We start from the raw sequence: 26,322 nt of genomic DNA on the forward strand, positions 1-26,322 counted from the left end.
GAGCGTTTAACGCTCGCTTGTTGGTAAGCGGGAGATGACTTATTCAATTAACCCGGCTTCACGATAGTAGCGCGCCGCACCTGGGTGAAGGGGAGCAGACAGGCCGTCTTTTACCATCTCTTCTTTCTTCAGGTTAGCGAATGCAGGGTGGAGACGGCGGAAGTCGTCAAAGTTCTCAAACACCGCTTTCACCACGTTATAGATCACATCCTCAGGAACTTGTGTGGAAGAGACGAAAGTCGCACCCACACCAAAGGTGGTGACGTCGTTGTCGTTGCCACGGTACATACCGCCAGGAATAATGGCTTGACGATAATAGTCACGATCTTCAATCAGCTGTTTAGCCGCATCATTCGCAACTTCAACCAATACGCTATCACAGGCGGTGGTCGCTTCTTGAATCGCACCACTTGGGTGACCCACGGTGTAAACCATGGCATCAATTTTGTTATCACACAGGGCTTTGGATTGCTCGGCCGCTTTTAGTTCAGAAATTTGGCCGAACTTGTCCATATCCCAACCCATTTGATCCATCAATACTTCGATGGTGCCACGTTGGCCCGAGCCAGGGTTACCAATGTTAACGCGCTTGCCTTCCAGATCATCGAAGGTTTTTACGCCCGCATCGGCACGTGCTACCACGGTAAACGGTTCTGGATGAATAGAGAAAACGGCGCGAAGCTCTTTAAATTCGCCCTGATCTTCAAATTTGCTAGTGCCTTTGTAAGCATGGTATTGCCAGTCAGATTGGGCGATACCCATATCTAGCTCGCCAGCACGAATGGTGTTGATGTTGTAGATTGAGCCGCCTGTACTTTCTACCGAGCAGCGAATGCCATGGTCATCTTTGCTTTTATTGACCAGACGGCAAATTGCACCACCTGTTGGGTAATAAACACCCGTGACACCGCCAGTACCAATAGTCACAAACTGGTTAGCTTGCGCGCTTGCCGCGGTTCCTAGTGCGGCAGAAAAGCCGAGCGCAATCAGAGTAGGTTTCATCGCTTTCATGCTTAAGATTCCTTTTTAAGTTAGAGGTTGCTATCCGGGCGCACCCTCGAAGTTGGTATGACACTCAATAACAATATGACAAAAAAGTGTCACCACGCTATTTTTTCAATCTTTTAACAATATTTGCAAGCAATTGTATTGGGTTAAAACGATTGGGTCATGGTTTGCCTTAGTGCTTGTACAGGTTTAGTACAATATCCCAGCTTTTCCAGTGTGTTGCGTAAATCTGTGATCTGAGATGCGTTATCTATGGCCTGACGTTGGTCAACGCGTTGGGTGTTGTTTTCAAAGCCGATTCGTATGTCTCCTCCTAGCAGTGCAGCGGTCGTCAGACAGCGGATCTCATGGTGGCCAAATGCACAGGCTGACCAGGGCAGGTTGTTATGGTCGGGGAGCGCTTGCCACATGGCGACGATGTCTTCTGGGTGGCCAAATGGGGGATTTTGATCCCGACCCGCAACCAAGAGTAAATGGTGCCCTGTAGGAGGGATCACGCCGGCGTGACGTAGCTGACGGTAGCGCGCCACATCTTGAGGGTGATAGAGAATAAACTGTGTGTAAACAGCATGGTGATGTAACCACGCAAAAAATGTTCTGGCTTCGGTCGTTTCGGAAGGGTCAGGTACTAGTTCTCTTAGCGCAATGGACACGGCCTCAGGCTTAACGGCCTTCACTAATCCGATTTGCTCTGACGGGCGATAGCGACCCACGGCTTCGGTGGTGAGTTGGATGACTATGCGATCACCGACCGCATCTTGGACTTGCTGGTAAAGCCGACGATTGAGAGTGGGGTCCAAACTATGCGCGCCAGACTCATCGCGTGCATGAATGTGCGCCATGGCGGCACCGGCGTCAGCGCATGCGTGCAGGCAGTCAATCAGTGATGGTGCATCAATAGGGACGGCGCTATGCTGCGAAGGCTGCAGCCGCGCGCCGTTGGGAGCAACCATGATGGTGCGTGTGTCGGTCATCTTTTTTCCTTGAGCCTAGTTTGAGCGCAAGACTGACTGCTTAGTGTGGCAGACAGGTGTCTAAGGTTATCCGTAGTTTGTCGGCTATCTCATCAATATGTGGCGGTTTAATGATGTAGGGAGGCGCCAATAAAATATGGTGACCTTGTTTGCCATCGATGGTACCGCCCATGGGATAGCACATCAGGCCGTTTTCCAGCGCGGTTTGTTTGATTTGTTTCGCTAGCGGCAATGTGGACGAAAAAGGCTGCTTTGACGCTTTATCCGCGACCAACTCGAGTGCCAAAAATAGACCACGACCTCGGATGTCGCCTACATGAGGGTGGTCATCAAATTGATGATGTAGCGCCGTTTTAAGCGCCTTGCCTTGTTTTTCCGCCGCGTCAACGAGTCCTTCTTGCTCAAGTGTGGTGAGTGTTGCTAAGGCGGCGGCACAGGCAGTCGGATGCGCCATAAAGGTGTGGCCATGTTGGAAAAAGCCCGAGCCGTGAGCGATTGCGTTATAGACAGGGTCAGCCACAAGCGTCGCGCCAATAGGTTGATAACCAGCAGCCAGCCCTTTCGCGATAGCGACTATATCTGGAACGATATGTTCATGCTCAAAGGCGAAAAAGCGCCCGGTGCGTCCTGTTCCGCACATCACTTCATCGAGGATCAGCAAAATGTTGTATTGGTCGCAGATCTCTCGAATCCGTGTAAAGTAGCCTGTTTCGGCGGTCAATGCGCCCGCAGTGGCACCAACGACGGGCTCAGCGATAAAGCCAATCACGGTTTCGGATCCTTTTTCTAACAGCATGGTTTCAAGCTCGCTGGCCACTCGCTGACCATATTGGTAAGCAGTCTCATCGGGACCTTGATCGCGATAGGCGTAACAGGGAGCAATCAGACTGGTGTCCATTAACAAAGGCGCAAAGGGCGCACGACGCCATGCGTTACCTCCCACGGATAGCGCGCCAAGCGTGTTGCCGTGGTAGCTTTGGCGTCGAGCAATAAAGTGTTGGCGCTGCGGCTGACCAACTTCCACCCAATACTGGCGTGCCAGTTTTAATGCGGTTTCCATCGCCTCTGAGCCACCACTGACCAAGTAAGCACGATTAATCAAGGGAGGCGCGAGGTCGGCCAATATCTTGGCGAGCGCTTCACTGCTTTCTGAGTTAAAAAAGCCAGTATGCGCATAGGGAATCGAATCAAGCTGACGGTGGATAGCCTCTAACACGGCTGGGTGGTTATGTCCGAGACAAGAGACGGCTGCACCTCCGCACGCATCCAGATACCGCTTACCCTGGGTATCCGTTAGATAAACCCCTTGACCACTGGCGATAGTGGGAAGAGCTTGATGACAGTGGCGATGGAATACGTGGCTCATACGATGGCCTCATAGTGACGTTTGCCCATGAGTATGAACCGATTGTATTTTGCGCGACAAAGGATATATTTTCACCAGGTATGAAGAAAAGGAATGGGAATGGAAGCGCGTTTGCCATCGATGCGAGCTTTACAAGCGTTTGTCGTGGTCGCCCAGCAAGGCAGCTTTTCGGAAGCGGCCAAGGTATTGCATGTCAGCCAAAGTACCATCAGTAAACAAATCCAACAGTTAGAGCAGTGGATTGGACAACCTTTGTTTGCGCGGACCGCGTATGGGGTGAGGCTTAATGCCATTGGAGAGACGTATCTTCAATCGGTCTCCTCAGGGATCCATGAAATCGCCAATGCCACGGCTTACGCGCGTCAACAGAGTGTCCAGCAAGAGTCGGTCAGCTTGCTGGTGCCGCCATCTTTTGCCAGTCTGTGGTTGATTCCGCAACTGCAAGACTTTAAGGCGCGTTATCCGTCGGTATCGGTGACGGTCAGTGCCAGTGATTCTATCCCGCAAGGGAAAGAAAAAGAGGTTGATATCCTCATTCGTTGCCAGCCGCGTCAACAAGCAGGCTCTCAGTCAATCTGCCTAGCTAATGAACACCTAGCTTTATTAGCCGCTGCCGCGATTGTCCCTGAGCCCATTGAACGTGCCGCGCTACTTGCCACGGTGCCGGTGCTTTCTCATCTGACTAGGCCGACACTGTGGGAGCATTTTTGGCAGCAATTTGGCTTAACGGATAGCAACCCGCAGTATGGCGCGGGATTTGAGCACTTTTTTATGGCATTGGAGGGGGTGCAGCAAGGCATGGGGATGGCATTAATTCCTACCTTTATGGCGACAACCAGTTTACGGCAAGGAAAAGTGGTTAACCCTTTGGGGCTGGGCATTGATAGCGGCTACGGTTATTACCTCTACAGTGCAAGCTACAAGCAGCGAGCGTCAGGTGTTAGCCAAGTGGTGCAGTGGCTTAGTGACCGCTTTGCACGGGATCCCGCTAGACAATTATCGAGCAAGTCGGTATAACGCCCCTCGGTTTGATGAACAAAGAGACGGGTATGACACGCCAGTTATCAGATGCCTATTGGCAACGTTTTGGTGGCACCGCAAGGCTCTACGGCCAGCGTGCGCTCGAGGTATTTAGTCAAAGCCACATCTGTGTGATTGGCATTGGTGGTGTTGGCTCGTGGGCGGCTGAATCGTTAGCGCGCACAGGGGTTGGAGCCATCACATTAATTGATATGGATGATGTGTGTGTCACCAACACCAATCGCCAAATTCATGCACTGAAAGAGACCGTAGGACAAAGTAAAAGCGAGGTGATGGCTGCGCGTCTAACGGCGATTAACCCAGAGTGTCAGGTCACCGTCGTCGATGATTTTATTAGTGCCGATAACCTCGCTGACTATATCCATTCTGGGTTTGATTATGTGTTGGATGCGATTGACAGTATTAAACCGAAAACGGCGTTACTTGCTTACTGCAAGCGGCATAAAATTAAGGTGTTGACCGTTGGAGGGGCAGGCGGTCAAGTCGATCCAACTCAGATCCAAGTGGCGGATTTGACTAAAACGATTCAAGATCCGCTCGCGGCGAAGCTGCGTAACAATCTTCGTCGTTTTCATGGTTTCACGAAAACCCAAGGGCGCAAGTTTGGCATTGATTGTGTTTATTCCACCGAGCAGCTCAAATATCCTCAGCCTGATGGCAGTGTCTGTGAAAGCAAAGTGTCAGCCGAAGGCCCCAAACGCATGGATTGTGCCAGTGGTTTTGGGGCGGCAACCATGGTGACCGCGAGTTTTGGTTTCGTCGCTGTTTCGCGCATTTTACAAAAGCTAATCGCGGCTGATCAGCGTCGCGAGCAGGCTGGCTGAGCCTGCTTTACTCTGAAGGGAGCGCGCGTACGCCAAATTCGCCCATGCGAAACGCAGTCCATGCTCTTTGGTAATCGCCACTGTTTTTGAGTTGATTAATACCACGGTTTAATCGCGCTACCCAGCGTGCGCTATCAGGATGTTGGCGACTCAATAAAACATGGAGGGGCGTAACACGCAGCGGTTTAGGGTGAAAGGTGATGTGCTGACGCGTGTCATCAGGCATCACAGTGCGTAGGGTGTTCATCACCACATATTGGTTACCAATAATCACATCCGTGTCGCCCGTGAGTAAGCTGCGCAGCTTTTCTACTTCGTTGGGGTAGCGTCGAACCACCACGTCGCCACCTTGCTGATTAAAGTTTGCCAGCATGGCATCCTCTATATAGCTCTCGCTAATCCCAACGCGTAAGCCGTTCAGGCTAGCCAACGATTGCCAATCAAAGTGTCTGTTTTTGAGGTGGAAAAACACCACGGTTTCGGTATAGATAGGCGCAGAGTATATAAAGTCTTTTTCACGTTTAGAGGTGTAGCCCCAGCCAACGGTCCCATGAACCGCGCCTTCTTGCGCCTTCATTTTTGCTTGCTGCCAAGGTGTAAACGCGATCTCTATCTCTAGTCCTTGTCGCTTCCCTGCTTCTTTAACGATATAGGCAATCACCCCTTGATGCACTAAGCGATCTGAGAGGAAAGGGGGATAATCGCCTGCCAACAATTTAAGCTGAACCTGTGCGGCGGCGATGGCAGGTAGATAAAGGAGCAGGGTCACGAGCAGTATTCGCCGCATAACACCTCCAAGATATAAAACGTCGTTACGGCCAAGGCCTAATGATTGTAGTGGGCTTGGCGAAAATGACTCCAAATCATTTGATACCGCCCATCCGCTTTGAGTCTTCGTAATGCTTTGTTAAAGCGCTCTGCCTGATCATAGTTTTGCTTTATTTGCCGACTAAATAAAATGTACAGTGGCGTAATTCTTATTGGTCGTGGATGATGGGCAAACTTTTGTTTTTGGTTGGGAGCCATCTCATGGGCGATCACTCTTTTGAGTACGTCTATATTGCCTAACGCCAAGTCAATTTGCTGAGCGAGTAGCGCATCGATTTTTGATTTTTCATCAAGGAACGTTTGGATCTTAACGTCGATGCCTGATTTTTGCATTTCAGTCAGCCGCTTAACGTCAATAAAGCCTTTGGTCACACCAATGGCAAAGCCATCGAGATCTTGAGGAGACTGCCAATCGAACTCGCGTTCGGCGAGATAGAAAAAGCCAACGCTCTCGGTATAGATAGGATCCGAATAGATGAAGTCATTCGCACGCTCTTGTGTGTAAGCCCAGCCGATGGTGCCGTCCCATTCGCCGGTTTGAGCGAGATTCATCGACTGATGCCATGGGAAATAACCTAAGGATATCTCGATGTTTGCCTCTTGCGCGGCTTGCATCACGATCTCCGTTATCGGGCCGCCATCAGGCATAGTCTGGGTGATAAAGGGGGCATATTCACCCGATGTGAGGCGCAGTGTTTGAGCCTGTATGCTCACAGAAATGAAAAAAAGAGTGGTGAATAGACAGTACCATGCCCATCTCATAATGACGCTACACCGTTTTGCTTCCATGGCGTTGAGTGTAGTTCAATCAGATAAAAAAAGGGGTGCGACTCAGCGTTTACCGCTGAGTGCACACCACTATTCTCAATATTGAGACGCAGGCTGGGGCGCTTAATTAGGCCTGTTCTTTTTCAGGGGCTGGCGCTGCCTGGTTTTGTTGGCTTTCCGCTTCGATAGGCAAAACGTGGCGAACATATTCGCCAGGCGCCGTATCAAGTACGGGGTAAGTCTCAGACCCTATTGAGTATGGTTCCACTTGCTCTTCCGGACTATAGCTACGTAACCATTTTTCCCAGTGGGTCCACCAAGAGCCAGTGTGATGTGACGCATTATCGAGCCACTCATCGGCACTATCAGGCAGGCTATCATTGGTCCAAAAACCGTATTTTTTCTTAACGGGATGGTTGACGATACCGGCAATATGCCCTGATTCGCCCAGTACAAAGGTTTTATTGCCGCCAACATTCAGTGCACCGCGATAGGTCCCTTGCCAAAGGGCGATATGATCTTCTTTGGTCGAGATGAAATAGCTCGGCACCTTGATCTTATTCAGATCAATCCAGACACCGCCGACTTTCACTCCCTTATCTTGCACCAGTTTGTTTTCAAGGTACAAATCGCGCAGGATAAAGTTGTGTGTCTTCGCGGCCACGTTGGTGCTATCACTGTTCCAATACAGCAAATCAAAGTCGACAGGACTGTTACCTTTGAGGTAATTCTCAATGTAATAGTTCCAGTACAAGCTGTTCTCGCGCAATAAGCTAAAGGTAACGCTGAGTGAACGGCCATCCATGTAGCCGCGTGCCGTATTTTGCGCTTCAATGGCTCGAATCAAGCTGTCATTGATGTAGGCACCAATTTCCCCTGGCTGCGAGAAGTCCAATAAGGTGGTGAAGAAACTCGCCGATTTAATCCGTGCTTTCATGCGCTTCGCCGCATAGTAAGCGATGGTACAGGCTAAAACGGTCCCACCAATACAGTAGCCAACGCCGTTAATCTGCGATTGACCGGTAATGTCTTCGATAGCACTGACTGCCTTGACGGTGCCTTGGGTCACGTAGTCTTCGAAGCCAATCTCTGCTTGTTCGGCAGAGGGGTTACGCCACGACATCAAGAATACCGTATGCCCTTGCTCAACCAACCAACGAATCAGTGAGTTTTTCTCGCGTAAGTCGAGAATATAGTACTTGTTAATGAACGGAGGCACGACCAAGATGGGGGTGGTATATACTTTTTCCGTTACCGGACGATACTGAATGAGTTCGAATAACTCATTTTTATACACCACGTCGCCAGGTGTGTTGGCGACATCATCACCCACGCGAAACGCGTTATTATTGGTCATGCGCACTTTAAGAATATCCGCGCTAGACTCCATATCCTGCTTAAGCTGTTCCATGCCGCGCAGTAGGTTTTCACCCTGAGACTCCAGCGTCATTTTGAGCAGTTCAGGGTTAGTCGCAATATAGTTACTCGGGGCCATGGCGTTAATCGCTTGGCGTGAGAAAAATGAGAGACGTTCACGGGTTTTGTCATCAAGGCCTTCAATGGCGTCGATGGTTTCCATATAGGTACGTCCAAACAGCAGATAAGACTGTTTGATAAAGTTATAAAGGACATCTTCCTGCCAAGCCTTATCCTTAAAACGTTTATCGTCACTGCCTTCGCTCACTACCTCTTCCGTGTTATCACGCGCGAGCATGGCGTTCTGCCAGATTTGCATTTGCTGTTCCCACCACTGCATTTGCACTTGTAGAAGTGCAGCGGGTTGTTGAGCCGCGCCTTCCAGCAACTGAGCAGTGTCTTGCAGGCTGACTTCCTGCATGGCTTGATTGAACGGTGTGTTTACGGCTGCCTTGCCCTGCTCAAGATCCTGCCACCATTGCTGGTTTTGTTCTTGCAGCCTGGCAAGGTAGTCCGAAAAGAAGTGATGAAACATAGTCTTGCCCTCTTGATCGGATAAGCACTACAAAGGCCTGCTGTCAGCGACAGCAGGCACTAGTGCAAAAACCCTGCCTTTATGCTGGGGTGCCGGCTTTCATATTTTCAGCCGTGAGTTTGTCGATATCTTCTTTAAACTCTTTGGCGATGTTTTGCAGCTTGGCGCTGTCATCCATCATTTGCTGAGACAGCTTGGTCAAAGCGGCCAGTTGCTGGCTGCTGAATGACGTCATGCTAGAGACATCCTTCACTTCGCTGGCTGCTTTCATCTGCTCTAGGCCGAGTTCGCTATAGGTGCGCATGGCATTCATTTGTAGCTCAGTCAGCGTCTCAACATTTTTGGCTACCAACTTGTTGAAATTAACGTAGGGAGCCAGGGCTTTTTCAGATTGCTCAGAAAACGCTTTAAACATATCTGTGTACATGGTGTATCTCCTGATAGTGTTGTGTATGGGTTTCTAACCCAAGGTCGCAAGTGTCCGTTTATGCTTGTGTACGCTTAACAATTAAAGCTGTACCCATGCCGCCGCCAATACACAAAGAAGCAACCCCGTGGGTTTCGCCTCTTCGCGCGAGCTCGTGTAGCAAGGTCACCACAATCCGATTACCTGATGCCCCGAGTGGGTGACCGAGTGCAATGGCACCGCCGTTGACATTGGCACGCGCCAATATCGCATCAGGTGTTGTTTTATGGTGCGTCGCCAATTGGTGTATGACCCCCAGCGCTTGTGCAGCAAATGCTTCGTTAAGCTCAAGTAAATCAATGTTGTCGAGGGTCAGGTTGGCTTTCTCCAACGCCGTATTGACCGCTCCCACAGGGCCTAAGCCCATAATGCTTGGATCGACACCGTGCTGAGCGTAGGCGGCAACTTCTGCAAGTGGGGTCAGCCCGTGTTCTTTCACTGCCGACTCAGACGCGAGGATCACCGCACTCGCGCCATCGTTGATGCCGGAAGCATTACCGGCCGTTACTGAGCCTTCTTTATCAAAGGCGGGGCGCAACTTGCTGAGGCCCTCTAGCGTGGCGTCTGCTTTTGGGTACTCATCGGTATCAAACGTCACGGTTTGCTTACGCTGCTTTATCTCAATCGGAGTGATTTCATCTTTAAATCGACCTGCTTCAATCGCTGAAACGGCTTTTTGTTGGCTGCTAAGCGCAAAGCTATCTTGTTGCTCACGGGTAATCCCGACTTCTTTGGCGACATTCTCCGCGGTCACTCCCATGTGATATTGGTTGTACACATCCGTGAGGCCGTCATTAATGAGCAAGTCTTTCATAGCGAAATTGCCCATTTTCTGCCCATCGCGGAGGTTGCCTGCTGCCGCAAACGGGATTTGTGACATGTTTTCAACCCCAGCCGCGACCACAACCTGCGCATCGCCAGCTCGGATGTGCGTCACGGCATCCATGATGCTTTTCATGCCGCTGCCACAGACCATATTGATTGAATAGGCGGGAACATGGGGCGGGATATCTGCGTAAATCGCAGCCTGACGACCGATCCCCATTCCTTGTCCTGCGCTGACCACGTTACCCACGATGACTTCATCAATCGCGGTTGGAGCAAGCGATGTGTCACTCAGCGCACCTTTAATGGCGTAAGCGGCGAGTTGCCCCGTTGGGACGTCTTTGAGTGTGCCTGAAAAGGCACCGATGGCGGTACGTTTTGCCGCCACGATAAAAATACGTTCCATCAATCTTTCCTTGATTTATTGCATGTAGAGGCCGCCGTTTACCGACAGCGTCTCACCCGTAATGTAAGCGCCTGCGTCGCTGGCAAGGTAAGCCACTGAGGCTGCAATTTCTTCTGGCTTAGCCAAGCGCTTCATCGGGATCTGGCTGGTGATTGACTCCAACACATCGTCGCGCATGGCGGTAACCATCGGTGTGGCGGTATAGCCTGGCGCCACAACATTGACAGTGACACCGGCCCGTGCCCCCTCCGCCGCGAGAGACTTACTAAAGCCCATCATACCGGCCTTGGCGGCGGCATAGTTGGCTTGACCAAACTGACCTTTTTGGCCATTGACCGATGAGATGTTGATGATGCGTCCTCCTCCTTTTTCGCACATGGCGGCGAATAAGGGCTGAGTGACGTTAAAGAGGCTGTTGAGGTTGGTATTGATGACATCATGCCATTGTGAGGCATTCATTTTCTTGAACACACTGTCGCGGGTAATCCCCGCATTGTTTACCAGTACATCCACCGTGCCTTCTTCTTCTAAAAGCTTAGCAATCCGTGAGGCACATTGTTCGGTGTCGGTGACATCAAGCTCAAATAGACGAACTTGGTCGTGGTTAAATTTCTTTTCGTCAAACCACTCTTGGGCGCACTCTGCTCCCCCTGTAAAGTGGGTCGCGATGACGCGATATCCGTCTTCTACCAATTTCTCGGTAATTGCCGATCCGATCCCACCTTTCGCGCCGGTTACTAATGCCAGTTTTTTCATTTATGACTCCATTCACTACAACAAGCAAACTAAACGAGATGCCTGAAGCCGCATCTGGAACCACTTCAAACCAGAATTACAGTCATCTTTTTCTCACAGCAGCAATAGTTGTGCCAAAAATCAACTTATCATTCTGCCGATATTGTTAGGCAGACTAACGGATGGGTGTGACCCTTTTATGACTGCCTGCTTCTAAGCTAACGAATCTAGACAAATACGCAAAGTATAAAAACCTGATGTTCTGCATTCGAGATCTTGGTCAAACTAATGGGGAAACACTGCAATTAATTGTTAACAGTATGTTTATTTTGTGTTTTTTTGTGGGTTTGTCATCGAGTTGCTCAGTGCTCGGCTAAGTCCATGAAATGGATTGCATTAGCGGTGTAACTTGCGGCTTTTTGGTTGGATGTGCCTTGTTAAATAGTCATGATGGTCAAAAAACAAACACTACTTGTGAGGTGAGTGGCGAGCGATCGCGGTGGCGACAGGCCACCACGTGTGCAAAGGGCTAACGAGTGATCTGATGAATGTATTCAATGATGGCGTGCAAGCCATTGGTGCGTGACTCACTTAAATGGTGCGCCAGTCCCGCTTGCTGGAAAACGCGGTCTATGTCGAGGGTGTGAATGGTATTACCGTGTTGGCCGTGAACACAGACAAGCACGATCGCTAATAAACCTTTAACAATTCTGGCATTGGAGTCGGCGGCAAAGTAATGGGTGTCCCCCTCGGCCTGATGAAGAAACCAAACCGCACTCTCACAGCCGTGCACTTGGTTTGCTGTTTGTTTTTGCGCATCGGTAAAGGTTGGCAGCCGTTTTCCCCACAAAATTAATTGTCGGTATTTATCTTCCCAGCTGGTGTGTTGCGCGAGCATCTCGGTGACCGTCGTTTGGTTAAGCTCGGTGCCAAAAGGGTGATGGGGTAACGCCATTGTCTATCCTGCCTTATGATTAAATATCGAGTAGATCCAGGGTCTTATCTAATGCTGCAATAAACTGTGCGATGTCCTGGTATGTATTATAGGCCGCTAAAGAGACCCTGATGGTGCCATCGACACCAAGCGCCTTAATAAAAGGATGGGCACAATGATGGCCAGAGCGAACGGCAATACCTTGTTGGGCCAATAATTCAGCCACGTCTGCATGATGCTCGTCGTCAACGACAAAAGAGACCATGGAGCTGGTCGCCTGTGGCGCGATCAAACGAATGCGTGGCCGTGCGCGCAAAGCGTCTATGAGTTGTTGGTAACAGCTTGTTATATGTGCGTCTATTGCTTGGCTGTCTTGCTGCTTGAGCCAATCAATGGCAGCGGCAAGGCCGATTGCGCCTGCGGTGTTAGGCGTGCCTGCTTCAAAACGGGCGGGGATGGATGCGAGGGTATGATGGTCAAACGACACGTCTGTGATCATCTTCCCGCCCCCGTGGAAAGGCGAGAGCGCGCTCAGCGCTTCTGGTTTTCCATACAAGACACCAATCCCTGTGGGCCCATAAAGTTTATGGCCAGAAAAAACATAGTAGTCAGTGTCCAATGTTTGCATACAGACAGGTTCATGGACGATGCCCTGTGCGCCATCAATGATCACGGTTGCACCAAATTTGTGCGCAACTTGGGTCATTTCCTCGATAGGATGGCGGGTGCCGGTGACATTGCTAACATGACTGATCGCAACAATGCGTGTCCGTGCGGTTAAGCGTTGCTGATATACCTTCATGTCTATTGTCCCCGTGCGAGGACAGCAGGGGATTTTTACCAGTTGAGCGCCAGTGCGTTGCGCCATCAATTGCCAAGGGATGAGGTTGGCATGGTGCTCCATTTCGCTGACGAGAATGTCATCTTGTGGGGTAAGCGAGTGGCTTAGGCCATAGGCGATCAGATTAATGGCTTCTGTCGCGCCGCGGGTCCAGACGATATTGTGTGGGTTGGCACCGATAAAATGTGCTACATCTCGCCGCGCTTGCTCAAACTGTTCGGTTGCGGAGAGGGACGCTTGATGCTGACCGCGGTGTACATTGGCCGTCGGCATCATGTAACTGCGACTGATCGCATCAATCACTGGCTGCGGCTTTTGGGCGGTAGCGGCACTGTCTAGATATACCCAGCCTGGCGTATTGAAAGCGGGAAACTGGGCGCGTAGGGAATGGGGATCAAAACCGTCGGTCATAGTCATCGTCCGAAATAAAATCCCGTCTATGATCGCTATCTCGTGGATGTAACTCAAGCCTGTTGTTGGCTCTCACCTTATTACAGACAAAAAAAAGCACTGAGCGAGGCTCAGTGCCAACAAATATGTAATGACAGACAATGTCAAAATACAGGAAGTTAAAAGTGGTAGATACGACTACCTGTCTAACCAGTGTTAGACAAATGCAAACACAACATCGCAACCACGGAAACAGTCTAAATAGAGAGACGTCACAAGTGGATGCGGGGAGCACTATAGGAGTTTGCTGGTATATCAGCAATCGACAATTTATAATGCCAATGATTAGAAAAATTAATGCATAGAGGTGTCAGCATATGGCGAGGCGTCTTCCTCCACTCAACGCGCTGCGTGTGTTTGAAGCAGCCGCACGACATTTGAGCTTTACACGAGCGGCAGAAGAGCTGTTTGTCACTCAAGCGGCCGTTAGTCATCAAATCAAGGCATTAGAAGAGTTTCTCGGTTTGAAGCTGTTTCGCCGGCGTAATCGTTCGTTACTATTGACCGAAGAAGGACAAGGGTATTTTCTTGATATAAAAGATATTTTTTCTGAGCTTTCCTATGCGACGGATAAAGTGCTGGAGCGCAGTGCCAAAGGGGCGCTGACGATTAGTTTGCCGCCCAGTTTTGCGATTCAGTGGCTAGTACCTCGATTAGCTGATTTTAATACCGCGCACCCTGATATTGATGTTCGGATAAAAGCGGTTGATTTGGAAGAAGGGTCTCTGACCGATGATGTCGATGTTGCCATTTACTATGGCCGAGGTCACTGGTCGGGATTACGCTGTGATCTTTTGTATCAAGAATGCTTGCTGCCTGTATGTTCGCCACTACTACTAGAGTCTGGGCAGCCGCTAAAAACTCCAGATGATTTGGTTCATCATGTTTTATTGCATGACCGCTCGCGTAAAGAATGGAAAGCCTTTGCAAAAGCCCATCAACTCAGCGAGGTGAATGTTGAGCATGGGCCGATTTTTAGTCACTCATCCATGGTGTTGCAGGCGGCGGCACATGGGCAAGGGGTCGCGCTAGGAAACAATGTGCTTTCTCAACCAGAGCTAGCATCTGGACGCTTGGTGCAGCCTTTCGAGCAAGTATTAAAAAGCGATAACGGTTTCTACTTGGTCAGCCAGCAGCGTGATGCGGACACTGGACGTATCACCGCGTTCCGAGAATGGATGTTGGCGACGGCAGCGAAAGAACAAGAGAACATGAATTTATGACAGGTTTAAATATTGACGGGCCAGAAACGGCAACAGACTGGGTGATTTTTGCCCATGGGGCGGGCGCTGGAAAGGATCACGAGTTCATGGCTGATATGGCCGCGCGGATAGGGAAACACTGCAAAGTGGTGCGATTTAACTTTCCCTATATGGATAAACGCGAGCAAGAAGGTAAAAAGCGCCCGCCCGATCGCGCCCCAAAACTGCTTGCCCATTTTGAATCTGTGATTGAGCACGTGGATGGTTTGCGCCCTGCTGGGAGCCGATTATGGTTAGCTGGTAAGTCGATGGGTGGGCGTATGGCGAGCCATTTGACTGAGCATGCCTCTGTCAGTGGGGTGATTTGTTTGGGCTTTCCATTCCATCCGCCAGGAAAGCCAGAAAAATATAAAGGGGAGCATTTGGCGACCGTTGAGCGTCCACTGCTGATTGTACAGGGCGCACGCGATACGTTTGGCCGTGAAGACGAAGTGATGCATTATCCGCTGTCTCCCTCGGTTCAAGTGATTATTGTCCCGGATGGCGATCATAGTTTTAAGCCTCGTAAAGCCTCAGGGTATACAGAGTCAGATAATCGCCAGTGGGCGGTGGATAGCCTATACCAGTTTATTAAACAACAAGGTGAGCAAGGATGAAGTTACATCATTGGGTGAGTGTGGCGGCGATCGGCGCAGGGTTAGCGGTAGGGCTAGGCGCCTTTGCCGCGCATGGACTCAAAGCGGTGCTATCAGACTACCAGTTAGCCATTTTTAAAACGGGCGTTGACTACCAAATGTGGCACAGTCTTGCGTTATTGGGGATTTGCGGCGTCGCCTCCCAGCTTTCTTCTCGCTGTTTTGCCATTGTGGCTTGGGCCTGGCTTATCGGTGTGGTGGCGTTTAGTGGTAGCTTATACCTCCTGGCGCTGACATCTTGGTATTGGCTTGGGCCCATTACACCCATGGGCGGTGTGAGCTTTCTGATCGGCTGGGTAGGACTCGCAATAGGGGCTTGGCGTTCTTATCAACGCTGAGTCTGTCTACATGAATAAAAGCCTTGCGGGCATTTCTTTCTGGTCTGGATGGCAGATATAATGCGCAGCTTATTTTTACCGCCACACAGCGTGGTGATATGTTCGAGCCAGAGGGTGTTATGAATCAGGTTCTGCTTTATTGTCGTGCGGGGTTTGAGAAAGACTGTGCCGCAGAGATCCAACAAAAAACCACCGACATGGGGGTATATGGGTTCCCGCGCGTGGTCAATCATAGTGCGTATGTCCTGTTTGAGTGTTATCAAGAGGGCGATGCCGAGCGTGTTGTGCGTGATCTCCCGCTAGACTCACTGATTTTTGCCCGGCAAATGATCGCTATCACCGCCTCTCTTTCTGAGCTTGACCCTGACGATCGTATTTCACCGATTTTGGCGGTGGGCGAGCACTTACCCAAAGGCGGCGACCTAAGGGTGGAAACCCCAGATAATGACGAAGCGAAAGCCCTGTTGAAGTTTTGTCGTAAATTCACCGTGCCATTGCGCCAAGCCTTACGTAAAAAAGGGGTACTGCTTGCAAAAGATAACCCCAAAAAGCCGGTGATCCATGTGTGTTTTACCGCCCCAGGCACCTGCTTGATTGGCTACTCTCTGACAACCAATAACTCCCCGCATTATATGGGGTTGCCGCGAATGAAGTTTCCTGCTGATGCGCCGAGCCGATCGACCTTAAAGTTGGAAGAGGCGTTTCATCACTTTATTCCCAAGCAAGAATGGGAGACGCGTTTAGCGCCTGGCATGTGGGCGGTCGACTTAGGGGCGAGCCCTGGAGGCTGGACCTATCAGTTGGTTAAACGCTCGATGTTTGTCCACGCGGTCGATAACGGCGCAATGGATGAGCAATTGATGGAAACCGGACAAGTCTTTCACCACGCTGAAGATGGATTTAAGTTCGAGCCGACGCGTAAGAATGTCACTTGGCTGGTATGCGATATGATTGAAAAGCCTTCTCGTGTAGCCCAATTGATGGGTGAGTGGCTGATTGAAGGGTGGGCGAAAGAGGCAATATTTAATTTGAAATTGCCGATGAGCCGCCGCTATGAGCAGGTGACGGAGAACCTCGACACCCTAGGCGCCTTTCTTGATGACTACAACGTGGCGTATGAAATGCGCGCGAAGCATCTGTACCATGATCGCGAGGAAATCACGGTGCATTTACGGCGGGTTAAACGCCAGCGTTAACCGAGAGTCACTAGGTGTGTGACGCACTGATTTACGAAGATTGGCTCTGGCTGACGGAGTCAAAACGGATATCTTGCAAGTTAAAGCCGAGTGGGATATCCGTTTTCAGTTGTGCGACCTGTTTACATTGTTGCGCCAATTCATAATGGCCGGTGAGTTTTTTCTGCCACTTTGGTGCGAGATCGTCCGCAGCAAAAATAGCATCGATATCAGCATAATCGCTCAGCAGGCTGGTGGCCGTTTTGGGGCCAATCCCGGGTACGCCACTGATCTCACTGCTGCTGATCCCCGCGAGCCCCCAAAAATCGCAAAGCTGGTCCGGACGAACGCCGAATTGCGCCTGGACGAAGGCGAGATCTAGCCAGCGCTGCTGAAAATAATCGCGGATCCTAATCATCGGTTGCAAAAGCTGACAGTAGCCTTTATCGGTCGACACTATGGTCACTTGTTGCTGATGTTCTGCCACCTTTAAAGCCAAAGTGGCAATCATGTCGTCAGCTTCATCGCCCTGAGAAAGCAACGAGTCAACGCCGTGCTGCCAAAATGCATCTTGAATCGCATCTAACCCATGTTCGAGCACCGTAGGCATCGGTTTACGGTGCTGTTTGTATGCCGGCAGGATCTCTGCGCGCCAGCCACGATCACTGCCCATATGATCAAAAACAGCAACAATATGGCTCGGTTGGCTATGATTGATGATTTTATTGAGGGTTTTGATGCAGGCATTCACCGTGGTGTCGATGGCATCGCCCTCAGGCTGAGCCGCGTGGACACGGCGAATGAGGTTCATTGCATCGATAATGACAACATGGAGGCTAGACATAATAAAAACCAGTAATAACGCGCAGCATGAGCCGCGCATTATACCTGTGTTGGTGGCATAACGCAGTGTGCGTCATGCAGGTTATTGATTACTCGCCGCCTCAGTGCGCGTATTTGGGTTAGGAGACAATCTCGTAGCACGGCACATAGGCGGTGCCCGGCAGCTTCATCCGTTGTTGGTCGACGAAGCTTTGTAATAGTTTGTCCATTTTTTCCATCAAATATTTGTCACCATCGATTTTAAACGGGCCATGTTGCTCGATATTGCGCATTCCCTCGTCTTTCACATTCCCCGCCACAATGCCCGAGAATGCTTGACGTAACGCGGAAGCGAGTAACTCTGGGCGCTGATCCATGTGCAAGTTAAGATTAGCCATATTGTCATGTGTTGGTGCGAAGGGATGTTGGAAATCCGGCTCGATTTTTAATGACCAATTGTATGAGTAGGCATCGCCAGTGGCCTTGCGATGCTCTTTGACCGCGGGCATGGCATTTTTCATTAATCGTGCGGCTTTAGCAGGATCGTCAATCACGATTTCATAATATTGGGTGGCTTCCTCGCCCAAGACATCACGAATAAACGCATCGATATCGCGAAAGTAATCTTCACTCTCTTTCGGGCCGGTTAACACGATAGGCAAAGGCTGTGAGCGGTTATCAGGATGCATCATGATGCCAAGAATATAAAGTAACTCTTCCGCTGTCCCTGCGCCGCCAGGGAAAATGACAATCCCATGCGCGATACGGACAAAGGCTTCTAGGCGCTTTTCAATATCGGGCATGATAACCAGTTCGTTAACCATGGGGTTCGGCGGCTCAGCAGCGATAATAGAGGGCTCGGTTAAGCCAATAAACCGGCTGTCATACGTGCGCTGCTTGGCATGGCCGATCGCAGCGCCTTTCATTGGCCCCTCCATCGCACCTGGACCACACCCCGTACAAATATCCAGTTCACGCAGGCCAAGCTCATGACCCACTTCACGCGTGTATTGATATTCAATGTCGTTGATCGAATGCCCGCCCCAGCAAACCACTAAATTAGGATCGACCCGTGGACGGAGCGTTTTCGCATTGCGCAAGATACCGAATATTAAGTTAGTGATATGCGGTGAGCTATCGAGGTTGAGGGCAGGACTATGCTCGAGCTGCACATTGACGTGAATAATGTCGCGGAGGACAGAGAACATATGCTCTTGAATGCCGCGAATGATCTTGCCGTCGACAAAGGCATGATCGGGTGGGTTAACCAGCTCGAGTTTGATCCCCCGCTCTCGGCGTAACACGCGAATTTCAAAGTTGGCGTGTTTTTCGAGAAGTGCTTTGGAGCTGTCTGTATGGCTGCCTGAATTTAAAACGGCCAATGAGCAGTTGCGGTATAAGCGGTACAGATCACTGCTGGCGCTGGCTTTTAAACGATCGACCTCGATTTGAGAAAGCAGATCCATCGTTCCAATCGGACTAATGTGTGTGATCATAGCGACAACCTCTTACACGCCGACATCCTGTTTAACGCAAGCAAGGCTGTCGAGCGGTGCTATAAAAATCAGTGTGTTAATTAAAAATACACACGCTAGCCATAATTGACCAGTAAAAATTAACACCAGATGATTTGGTTGCGACCACTGTTTTTCGCTTGATAGAGCGCTTGGTCAGCACGCTCTAGCACCGGTGTGGGGGTATCTTCACCTTGGAAGAGGGTGGCACCAATTGAGACGCTAATTGACACGCGCTCGTTTTTAAACTTCAGCGGGAGTTTACGAATGGTGTGGCTAATATTAGCCAAAATATCAGTGCGCGTTTCATCGTCGGCATCAGGTAACAAAATCACAAACTCTTCGCCACCAAAGCGGGCAATAAAGTCGGTGTCGCGTAAGCATTGGTAGATGGTGCGCGCGATAATTTTCAACGCTTTATCACCGACTTCGTAGCCAAATTGCTGATTCACTTGTTTAAAGTGGTCAAGATCAACGACGGCAAGGCAAAACTCACGCTGGTACTTTTTCCATAATCGATACTCATGTTCCAAACGATCGTTTAGGGCGGCACGGTTGTAGACACGGGTAAGTGGATCTAACAGACGTTTGCGCTCCTGATCACCGATACGACGGTGTTGTTCGAGGGTTTGCTCTGCTAAGGCGCTAAGCTGGTTTTGATTGTGTGCTAATTGCTCTTCCAAGGCTTGCTCGCGATTTTTGAGCGCTTTATTTTCTTGCGCGATCACTTGCAGCTCTGCAAGCGCTTGGGTTAATGCGGCTTCTGGGTTGGCTTTTGCCGCGCCTTTCCGTTTGAGTTCGTGTTCAATATCGGTAATGGTGCGATCGAGTCGCTGATCGACACTTTGGTGTGCCAGTCGCAGCTGGCTGGCATGATCATGCGCACGGGTATTTTGTTGGCTTATTGATACGAGGTCATCATTGACTTGACTGAGAAATTGCTGCGAAGCGCGCCGCTCAGATTGGGTGGCTTCCAGAATCAGTTTGAGCGCCGCTAACGTTAAAGACACCACGGTAGCCGGTGATATATCGGTTAGCAGTTCACGGCGGATTTCAAGCAATTTGTCGCCTGCTTGACCGTCGATATCGAGTTCTGTAATCAGGTTTTGTAGTTCGTCAGCGACGCGACGTATTTGATCGTTGTCGATGTCTGGTATTTGCTGAGTACGGGGCCTGGCAACTTGCAAGGTCACGGCGCGTTCGTAAAGTTGAAGTAACTTAATGAGGTGCTGTGTGCGTTCGGTATCACCGTTCGCCGGTTGCGCCAATAGATCTCGCAAGTCGCGTTTCAATTGAACGGGGAGACCTGTCACTCGCTGTAGTGTTTCACCACTGCTGTGAAATTGCTCATCGAGGTGTGACTGTGCTTTTGCTTGTGTCATGTTTTGATGACCCACCATGCGTTCAATAACGGCTAAACGCGGGAGCAACGCGCTAACATCCTGCGTTGAATACAATACGTCACGGAACTCGGCCAGCTTTTGGTCGACCAAGTTATTTTTACCCGAGCACGTAGCGATAAAGCGCGACACCAGCCGTTTAAGGCTATGGATCTCCCGACGCGACCTGAGCGCCAGCTCCCGATACGCTGAGGGCGACGCATTATTACCCGCCTGAGCGGTCTGGGCCGACAACGGTGATGGGGTGGACTTAGTCATTTTATCGAGGAAATACCTGATTATGTTCGCGTTTTGGCGCCATTGGTAGCGAAAACAGTTTCACTAACTACCCGTAGCTATACCGATTTATTGCTATGGTCATCAATAACTGACGCTGGCTTTTTATCAGATTCGTGATCCTTCTGCCAGTTCAACAAGTCGTTAGCTGAAGATTTAACCTTCACTAATCCAGAATCAATGCCTTTCAAGCAAGCATGACGCAAGTTGGTATTGACGAAGCTCGCGGCGGGCGCTGTGTTAATTGCGCTAAAGTGTACCCAATGACTTTCCCCGGTCTGTTGCGCGAGATCACTGGCTTGATGGGTCGCCGTTAATAAAATCTCGATCAACTCTTGGTCATTAATCGATGTGTACGCACGTGGTAAAAAAGGATACTCCGCGAGACCAATGGCGACTTGCGGCGTGAGCGCCGGGGATGAGTCACCTTCACTCATCGTGTGTGCCTGACTACTTTGATAGTGGCTGACAAAGTCTGCGATCAAAGACTGCACAAAATGAGCAAGTGCATCAGGCTGGGTATCTTGCTCCCAATTGGTCTCGATATAAATAAACAAGGTATCGGCGAAATGATATAAGCGGCCAGATTGAGTGACGCGCTCGGACAAATAGTCGCCAAGCTGACGCTCGATATCTTGCGCCCTTTGATAGCCGAGACGCAAAAATAACGCTTTAAGAAAGGCAACGTCGAACATGGCAAAGCGGAGCCGATCACTCAGTGGCTGATGGATCATGTCGTTCAGATACCATTGCTCAAAGTTGGCGTTACTTTTTTCCAACGAACGCGGTAACTTGGCATTGAGCATACGTAAGTTTCTCAGCCCAGTACGTGGGTGCGTATAAAAGTCATCACGCAGCTCTTCGAGTTCTCCCTGGCGCATCACCGCGGCACGATGACGAAGGTAAACAATGGCCACTAACACCCCAAGGCTGCCTAATAGGAAATAGTTGACCTTTTGTAAGTGAAGCTGTTCCTGGTGTGCGCTATCTAGCTGGCGCTGCAGCTCATCCATTTGTAGCTGCCGCTCGACCACACGCTGTTGTTGTTTAAAGGTATCGGCTTGTTGCTGTCGCTCTGATTGCAGTTGCTGCGCGCGCAGCTTTTCATAATCACGTTGCATCATCAGGGCCGCTTGATACTTGCCTTGCGACTCCAAGGCTTTGGAGAGGGCATGATGCGCCATCGTCATGGTTTGAAAGTCTTTCTCTGCCTCTGCTCGCTCTAGCGCGGTGCGAATTTCTTTCTCTGCTTGCTTGGGTTGAGAAAGCGCAAGATGAATACGTCCTTGCAACAACATTGCCTGTGTGGTCAGGGGCGAGTTGGGTAGGCTACCGACCAGTCTTAACGCATCTTGGATATATCTGTCACTGAGCGGGAAATGCTCTAGCTGATAATAGGTGCGGGCGATGGCCAGATGGACTTGTGCAAGCGGTTGGAGACGACCGAGTGCTTGCTCAATTTCAAGTGCATTAAAATAATGCACCAAGGCAAAATTATAACGGGCTTGTTGCTCGTAAATGGTGGCCAAGAGGCGCTGTGATGCTGATAAGCGTCGGCTTAATGAATAATGCTCAAAAAAGGCAGCGGCTTGGTTCGCGTGCTCAAGGGCTTGGTTAAGCGCGCCTTGCTGATTATACAGCCTGGCCAGTTTCATATTGGCACCGGCAATCAATGCTGTGTATTCGTTCTCGCTGGCTATCCAGAATGCACTGAGTAACTCGGTCAGGGCACTCTCATGTTGCTTCTGGTCGAGTAAAAAGCCACCCAGTGAGAGCTGAAACTCGACTTTATCCCGTAAATCTTGGGGATCACTATTAAGCTGGCTGCGCGCATTTTCATAGGCGACAAGCGCGGTGTCACTGTCTGCGGTGGCGGCGAGAATATTGGCGCGCAGTAAAGCACTTTTAAAACGGCTTTCTTGACCGTTTAAGCTGTTTTCCGGTAAAGCCTCAATGGCTTTTTGGGCGGCATCGAGTGTCGCGAGGGCGCGCGTTGAGTCGCGATCAAGGTGCCAGATAAGAGAGGCTTCGGTCAGCAAGACTTGCACTTGTACGTGTTTTAAGTCGTATTCATCGACCACTTGATAGGCTTTTTGTAGCGCCGCTTTAGCCTCAACCGGTTGATCGAGGTAAGCATAAGCTCGGGCACTGATCAAATAGGCATACACGGTATGCAATGGCGTGCGAATCGAACGATCCGTGTCGTTATTCACATGTGAGCGATTGGCGCCTGTGGTTAGGCGGCGTTGGGCTAAAAAACGATTGCTGATTTCCAACGATTGCGTTGGAGACGTTTCGAGAAGTTTTTCCGCATTAGTGAGTACGGGCGAGGAGTGGATTGAAGCGAACGCCGTTATCGACGTTAACCAAAAAAGCAGGCCTACAAGTAGTCGGCTGATGCGCATGCGCCATCCTCTAAGTAAAGCGATGAGAGAAAGGCTGCCCGCAGGCAGCCTATGGTGTTATTGTCTTGCCAAACGATTGTTTTCGCTTGGTGTTTTGCCCATGTTCGTACGGTATGGATTAATATCTAAACCACCGCGACGCGTGTAACGGGCATAAACGGTGAGCTTTTCCGGCTGACAAAAACGCATGATATCCATAAAAATGCGCTCCACGCATTGCTCATGAAACTCATTGTGCTCACGAAATGACACCAAGTAGCGAAGCAGCTTCTCACGGTTTATCTTGTTGCCTTTATAGGCGATTCTCACCGAGCCCCAGTCTGGCTGATTGGTAATCAGGCAGTTTGATTTGAGTAAATGGCTGTGAAGGGTCTCGGACACAACCGCGCCTTGAGCGGCACCGTCGAGCCAATCTGGATTAAAGGTATAGTCGTCGATGCTGATGTCTTGGTGATCGATACATTCACCCGCGAGGCCAGCGATGGTTTCTCCCTCTAACTCACTGAGCGGGGATAAAGTGACATCCACCTCTTCGCCCGCACAGGCGGATAAATCGGTTTGCAATGCGTTAGCTACCTGTTGCCAGTTATCAAAGCGGGTTTGATTAAAGCTATTGAGGTATAGCTTAAATGATTTTGACTCGATCAAGTTGGGGCTAGAGGCCGGGAGACGGACTTCGCCAATCGCCACTTGGGGCAAACCATTTTGGTTGAGCCATGACAGCTCATACAAGGTCCAGGTGTCGTAACCGGTAAAGGGCATCGGCGCATTATCGAGTCCGATCGCCTGACGATTTAGCGCGCGAGGGACGGCACGCAGTTGTGACGGATCGTACTGGGTTGGGTAATCTGTTTTTTCGCCAAGCGATAAATTGGCGAGGGCATCGGCATCTTGATAATTGCTCATACGGATCTGCTATTGATTCAAGTAGAATGGGTAAAGTTTACTGAATCTTGCTATAGGTTGCGAATGGAGAACACAGTACATCGTGCCCTTTGGGCGCTAACACAGAATTATATGGCGGTATGGCAGGGTAAGTATCAACATTTACCCTGTACAGAGGCTTACATTGGACTGCCATCTCCCTGTGTCGTGAGCGAAAATGACCACCAACTACAATGGCAACCAGTCAAGCGCGACGCGTTGGCTGATTTTTCCAATGTAGAACAAGCGATAGCCTTACGTTTGCACAGTGATATTAAAGATTTTTATAACGCATTTTATTGTGCAGATTTATCGGTGCGTTATCAGGGGGAGTCGATAAGCTTGCTTCAGGTGTGGAGTGACGATGACTTGGCGCGCTTACAAGAAAACATCTTGGGACATCTGATGATGCAGCGTCAGCGCAAGCTTACGCCGAGTGTCTTTATCGCGACCACAGACGATGAAATGGTGATCATTGCGATTGATAACATGAGTGGGGAAGTGATCAGAGAAACCCTGAATAAAGGGACGCGTGATGTGATTGCCCCCAATCTGGAAACATTTCTCGCAGCACTAGAGGTTGATGTGGCATGATTCTCACGGAATTGACCTTTGAGTGCTTTGATAATACCACCGTTAGTGCGGTCGACCGCACTATCAACGGCCTCATGGATGCATTGCGTTATAATGGCCAGGTGCTCGGACGCGAGTTTCCGATCTTGATGCAAGAAGGCCAGTTTCAGCTTCGTGTGGTGTGCCCAGATGAAGACGCCTTGCACCCACGCTTTCACAGCCCACAAGTGAAACGCGCGTTGCAGCAGCTCGCCGAGGCGTGCTTAACCCAACCGAAAGTGCGTGTGCTGGGGCGCGATTTGAACTCGGAACAAGCCGCTCCGAGTGCCTCACCGACTTGGCAAGTGCTTTACACCACCTTTGTTCACACGTGTTCGCCGCTGCGTTGTGGCGATACCCTGCTACCCATCCCGCTTTATCGCTTACCCGCCACCTTTAACGGTGATCACAAAGCGGTGATAAAATGGCAAACAGAATGGCAAGCCTGTGATGAATTACAAATGGCCGGTGCCAGCGATGCCGAATTTGCAGGCTTGAATGAAATTGGATGTCCCAATACGCGCCTATTTCAGCGCGGTTGGGATTTACGTGGGCGGATAGAGTACTTAACGGGCACGCCGACTTACTATTATCAATATCGTGTGGGCGGTAAAGACAAAGAGAGTGAGCTTGAACGCCCATGCCCCCAGTGTGGCGAGCCTTGGCGGCTTGAAACCCCACTACACGATATCTTCCTGTTTAGGTGCGATCGTTGCCGGTTAGTATCCAATCTTTCTTGGGACTTTAAGCTGGCTTAGCGGTTTAAATGCTGGGCTTCTAGCGTCGCTAATCGCTCGCTCAACTCGGCCACTTGTTGTTCGAGTTGGCTGATACGCTCAGCATCGGATAGCCTCGCGTCATCGCTAGGCATTTCGGGGAGTGGTGTATTGGCTTTCGCACTTTTCACCGCTTGGATAATCAAGGGTAAAGGGACTTGCGTGGTCAATTGGGCTTTTACTTTCGCCACGGTGACGGTTTGCCCTTTTGCGTCGATCACCTTGAGTGCTCGCGCCAGCTCAGCTTGATAGCTCATCAGTTAATCCTAGCGACATGACAGGAGAAGGAAAGATTAGGGCTTTCTCAGTCGCGCATCAAGCATATCAACCTGTTCCGCCCAATCGGCGTCTTCCTTGATGGCTTCATCAATAAACGCCCGTTGTGCCGCACTCCAAAATGGGGCATCGACCAGTGTTTGTCCTTCCACCAAGCAGTGGCTGGATAGGAAGTGTTCAATCGAGGCCTTATCGGTCGCTAAGCCCAGTTGTTCAAACAGGTGCTGTAAGTCATGTTGAAAGGTTTCCATTGTCCCCCCTAGTTGCTTGATACGCGTCTATACTCACTATAGTAGCAGCCGCTACTCCGTGCTAGATGAAAGCGGTGCCGGTGAGCACAGGACAAAGAATGGAAAAGCTCCCTGCTCAGTGTGCGATATCTCTTACAAGCGCGTGGGACAAAAGCAGAATCTTGCTACGAAAATCGACCTCCTATTTTTTATTTTTTATTTTATTACATGGGCTTACATGATATTTCTTTGTTCAAGAT

At 50.2% G+C, this 26,322-nt stretch carries 26 protein-coding genes; 8 read left to right on the forward strand and 18 right to left on the reverse strand.

Annotated elements, in window-relative coordinates:
* Positions 1–39 precede the first annotated feature (39 nt).
* The 3 genes from C7A19_RS06300 to C7A19_RS06310 all read right to left on the reverse strand — a co-directional run bounded on the left by C7A19_RS06300 (position 40) and on the right by C7A19_RS06310 (position 3,348).
* Positions 40–1,011: a TAXI family TRAP transporter solute-binding subunit gene (locus tag C7A19_RS06300; RefSeq protein WP_069363508.1), complete on the reverse strand. Its 972-nt coding sequence runs from the start codon at positions 1,009–1,011 to the stop codon at positions 40–42.
* 143 nt (positions 1,012–1,154) lie between these two features.
* On the reverse strand, positions 1,155–1,982 hold the full coding sequence (locus C7A19_RS06305) for a 3-keto-5-aminohexanoate cleavage protein (RefSeq protein ID WP_116644465.1): 828 nt from the start codon (positions 1,980–1,982) through the stop codon (positions 1,155–1,157).
* A 40-nt stretch (positions 1,983–2,022) separates the two neighbouring features.
* A complete protein-coding gene (locus C7A19_RS06310) occupies positions 2,023–3,348 on the reverse strand; it encodes an aspartate aminotransferase family protein (protein ID WP_116644466.1) in 1,326 nt (441 codons plus the stop codon).
* Positions 3,349–3,447: 99 nt separating this feature from the next.
* On the opposite strand from C7A19_RS06310, the gene C7A19_RS06315 reads away from it, so the two are divergent.
* On the forward strand, positions 3,448–4,365 hold the full coding sequence (locus tag C7A19_RS06315) for a LysR substrate-binding domain-containing protein (protein ID WP_162300252.1): 918 nt from the start codon (positions 3,448–3,450) through the stop codon (positions 4,363–4,365).
* A 32-nt stretch (positions 4,366–4,397) separates the two neighbouring features.
* Positions 4,398–5,213 (forward strand): tRNA cyclic N6-threonylcarbamoyladenosine(37) synthase TcdA, encoded by an 816-nt coding sequence (gene tcdA / locus C7A19_RS06320; protein WP_116644467.1) that lies wholly within the window; start codon positions 4,398–4,400, stop codon positions 5,211–5,213.
* Positions 5,214–5,220: 7 nt separating this feature from the next.
* Here the strand turns inward: tcdA and C7A19_RS06325 are convergent, their stop codons facing one another.
* From C7A19_RS06325 to C7A19_RS06360, 8 genes are all read right to left on the reverse strand, one after another.
* On the reverse strand, positions 5,221–6,000 hold the full coding sequence (locus tag C7A19_RS06325) for a transporter substrate-binding domain-containing protein (RefSeq protein ID WP_077659553.1): 780 nt from the start codon (positions 5,998–6,000) through the stop codon (positions 5,221–5,223).
* Between the two features lie 38 nt (positions 6,001–6,038).
* Entirely contained in the window at positions 6,039–6,830 is a 792-nt protein-coding gene (locus C7A19_RS06330) for a transporter substrate-binding domain-containing protein (RefSeq protein WP_116644468.1), read from the reverse strand.
* A gap of 106 nt (positions 6,831–6,936) precedes the next feature.
* Positions 6,937–8,760, reverse strand: coding sequence for a class I poly(R)-hydroxyalkanoic acid synthase (gene phaC, locus C7A19_RS06335; RefSeq protein ID WP_116644469.1), 1,824 nt, complete (start codon positions 8,758–8,760; stop codon positions 6,937–6,939).
* A gap of 79 nt (positions 8,761–8,839) precedes the next feature.
* Positions 8,840–9,187 (reverse strand): phasin family protein, encoded by a 348-nt coding sequence (locus tag C7A19_RS06340; RefSeq protein ID WP_046074153.1) that lies wholly within the window; start codon positions 9,185–9,187, stop codon positions 8,840–8,842.
* 58 nt (positions 9,188–9,245) lie between these two features.
* Entirely contained in the window at positions 9,246–10,457 is a 1,212-nt protein-coding gene (locus tag C7A19_RS06345; RefSeq protein ID WP_077484470.1) for an acetyl-CoA C-acetyltransferase, read from the reverse strand.
* A gap of 15 nt (positions 10,458–10,472) precedes the next feature.
* The gene (locus C7A19_RS06350) at positions 10,473–11,213 is read right to left on the reverse strand and encodes an SDR family oxidoreductase (RefSeq protein WP_069363517.1); all 741 of its coding nucleotides are present in this window, start codon (positions 11,211–11,213) and stop codon (positions 10,473–10,475) included.
* Between the two features lie 508 nt (positions 11,214–11,721).
* Positions 11,722–12,147, reverse strand: coding sequence for a cysteine desulfurase sulfur acceptor subunit CsdE (gene csdE / locus C7A19_RS06355; protein WP_116644470.1), 426 nt, complete (start codon positions 12,145–12,147; stop codon positions 11,722–11,724).
* Positions 12,148–12,166: 19 nt separating this feature from the next.
* Positions 12,167–13,378 carry a cysteine desulfurase gene (locus C7A19_RS06360; RefSeq protein WP_116644471.1) on the reverse strand — a complete coding sequence of 404 codons (1,212 nt, stop codon included), beginning with the start codon at positions 13,376–13,378 and terminating at the stop codon, positions 12,167–12,169.
* Positions 13,379–13,734: 356 nt separating this feature from the next.
* On the opposite strand from C7A19_RS06360, the gene C7A19_RS06365 reads away from it, so the two are divergent.
* The 4 genes from C7A19_RS06365 (at position 13,735) to rlmM (ending at position 16,848) form a co-directional block, all read left to right on the forward strand.
* Positions 13,735–14,640, forward strand: coding sequence for a transcriptional regulator GcvA (locus tag C7A19_RS06365; protein ID WP_069363520.1), 906 nt, complete (start codon positions 13,735–13,737; stop codon positions 14,638–14,640).
* Complete coding sequence (locus C7A19_RS06370) at positions 14,637–15,275, forward strand: alpha/beta fold hydrolase (RefSeq protein WP_077458429.1); 639 nt, start codon at positions 14,637–14,639, stop codon at positions 15,273–15,275. The genes C7A19_RS06365 and C7A19_RS06370 overlap by 4 nt, the downstream gene beginning before the upstream one ends.
* The gene (locus tag C7A19_RS06375) at positions 15,272–15,652 is read left to right on the forward strand and encodes a DUF423 domain-containing protein (RefSeq protein ID WP_077608065.1); all 381 of its coding nucleotides are present in this window, start codon (positions 15,272–15,274) and stop codon (positions 15,650–15,652) included. The genes C7A19_RS06370 and C7A19_RS06375 overlap by 4 nt, the downstream gene beginning before the upstream one ends.
* A 119-nt stretch (positions 15,653–15,771) precedes the next feature.
* The gene (gene rlmM / locus C7A19_RS06380) at positions 15,772–16,848 is read left to right on the forward strand and encodes a 23S rRNA (cytidine(2498)-2'-O)-methyltransferase RlmM (RefSeq protein ID WP_077458489.1); all 1,077 of its coding nucleotides are present in this window, start codon (positions 15,772–15,774) and stop codon (positions 16,846–16,848) included.
* Between the two features lie 31 nt (positions 16,849–16,879).
* Here rlmM and xni read toward each other — a convergent pair whose 3' ends face one another.
* The 5 genes from xni to queF form a co-directional block, all read right to left on the reverse strand.
* On the reverse strand, positions 16,880–17,671 hold the full coding sequence (gene xni / locus C7A19_RS06385) for a flap endonuclease Xni (protein WP_100297941.1): 792 nt from the start codon (positions 17,669–17,671) through the stop codon (positions 16,880–16,882).
* 118 nt (positions 17,672–17,789) lie between these two features.
* Complete coding sequence (gene ppnN / locus C7A19_RS06390) at positions 17,790–19,145, reverse strand: nucleotide 5'-monophosphate nucleosidase PpnN (protein WP_069363524.1); 1,356 nt, start codon at positions 19,143–19,145, stop codon at positions 17,790–17,792.
* 119 nt (positions 19,146–19,264) lie between these two features.
* Positions 19,265–20,821 carry a GGDEF domain-containing protein gene (locus tag C7A19_RS06395; protein WP_116644472.1) on the reverse strand — a complete coding sequence of 519 codons (1,557 nt, stop codon included), beginning with the start codon at positions 20,819–20,821 and terminating at the stop codon, positions 19,265–19,267.
* Between the two features lie 77 nt (positions 20,822–20,898).
* Positions 20,899–23,244: a hypothetical protein gene (locus C7A19_RS06400; RefSeq protein ID WP_077522768.1), complete on the reverse strand. Its 2,346-nt coding sequence runs from the start codon at positions 23,242–23,244 to the stop codon at positions 20,899–20,901.
* A gap of 57 nt (positions 23,245–23,301) precedes the next feature.
* On the reverse strand, positions 23,302–24,150 hold the full coding sequence (gene queF, locus C7A19_RS06405; RefSeq protein WP_069363527.1) for an NADPH-dependent 7-cyano-7-deazaguanine reductase QueF: 849 nt from the start codon (positions 24,148–24,150) through the stop codon (positions 23,302–23,304).
* 63 nt (positions 24,151–24,213) lie between these two features.
* Here queF and syd point away from each other — a divergent pair, with 63 nt between their 5' ends.
* Both syd and C7A19_RS06415 read left to right on the forward strand, forming a co-directional pair.
* A complete protein-coding gene (syd, locus tag C7A19_RS06410; RefSeq protein ID WP_069363528.1) occupies positions 24,214–24,762 on the forward strand; it encodes a SecY-interacting protein in 549 nt (182 codons plus the stop codon).
* Entirely contained in the window at positions 24,759–25,538 is a 780-nt protein-coding gene (locus C7A19_RS06415) for a Zn-ribbon-containing protein (RefSeq protein ID WP_116644473.1), read from the forward strand. Before syd ends, C7A19_RS06415 begins: the two co-directional genes overlap by 4 nt.
* Here C7A19_RS06415 and C7A19_RS06420 read toward each other — a convergent pair.
* Positions 25,535–25,813: a hypothetical protein gene (locus tag C7A19_RS06420; protein ID WP_116644474.1), complete on the reverse strand. Its 279-nt coding sequence runs from the start codon at positions 25,811–25,813 to the stop codon at positions 25,535–25,537. The two genes, C7A19_RS06415 and C7A19_RS06420, sit on opposite strands and share 4 nt — an antisense overlap.
* Positions 25,814–25,849: 36 nt before the next feature.
* The gene (locus C7A19_RS06425; RefSeq protein ID WP_069363531.1) at positions 25,850–26,083 is read right to left on the reverse strand and encodes a DUF2789 domain-containing protein; all 234 of its coding nucleotides are present in this window, start codon (positions 26,081–26,083) and stop codon (positions 25,850–25,852) included.
* Between the last annotated feature and the right edge of the window lie 239 nt (positions 26,084–26,322).

The sequence above is a fragment of the Salinivibrio sp. HTSP genome, assembly GCF_003390965.1.
GTDB classification, from domain to species: domain Bacteria; phylum Pseudomonadota; class Gammaproteobacteria; order Enterobacterales; family Vibrionaceae; genus Salinivibrio; species Salinivibrio kushneri.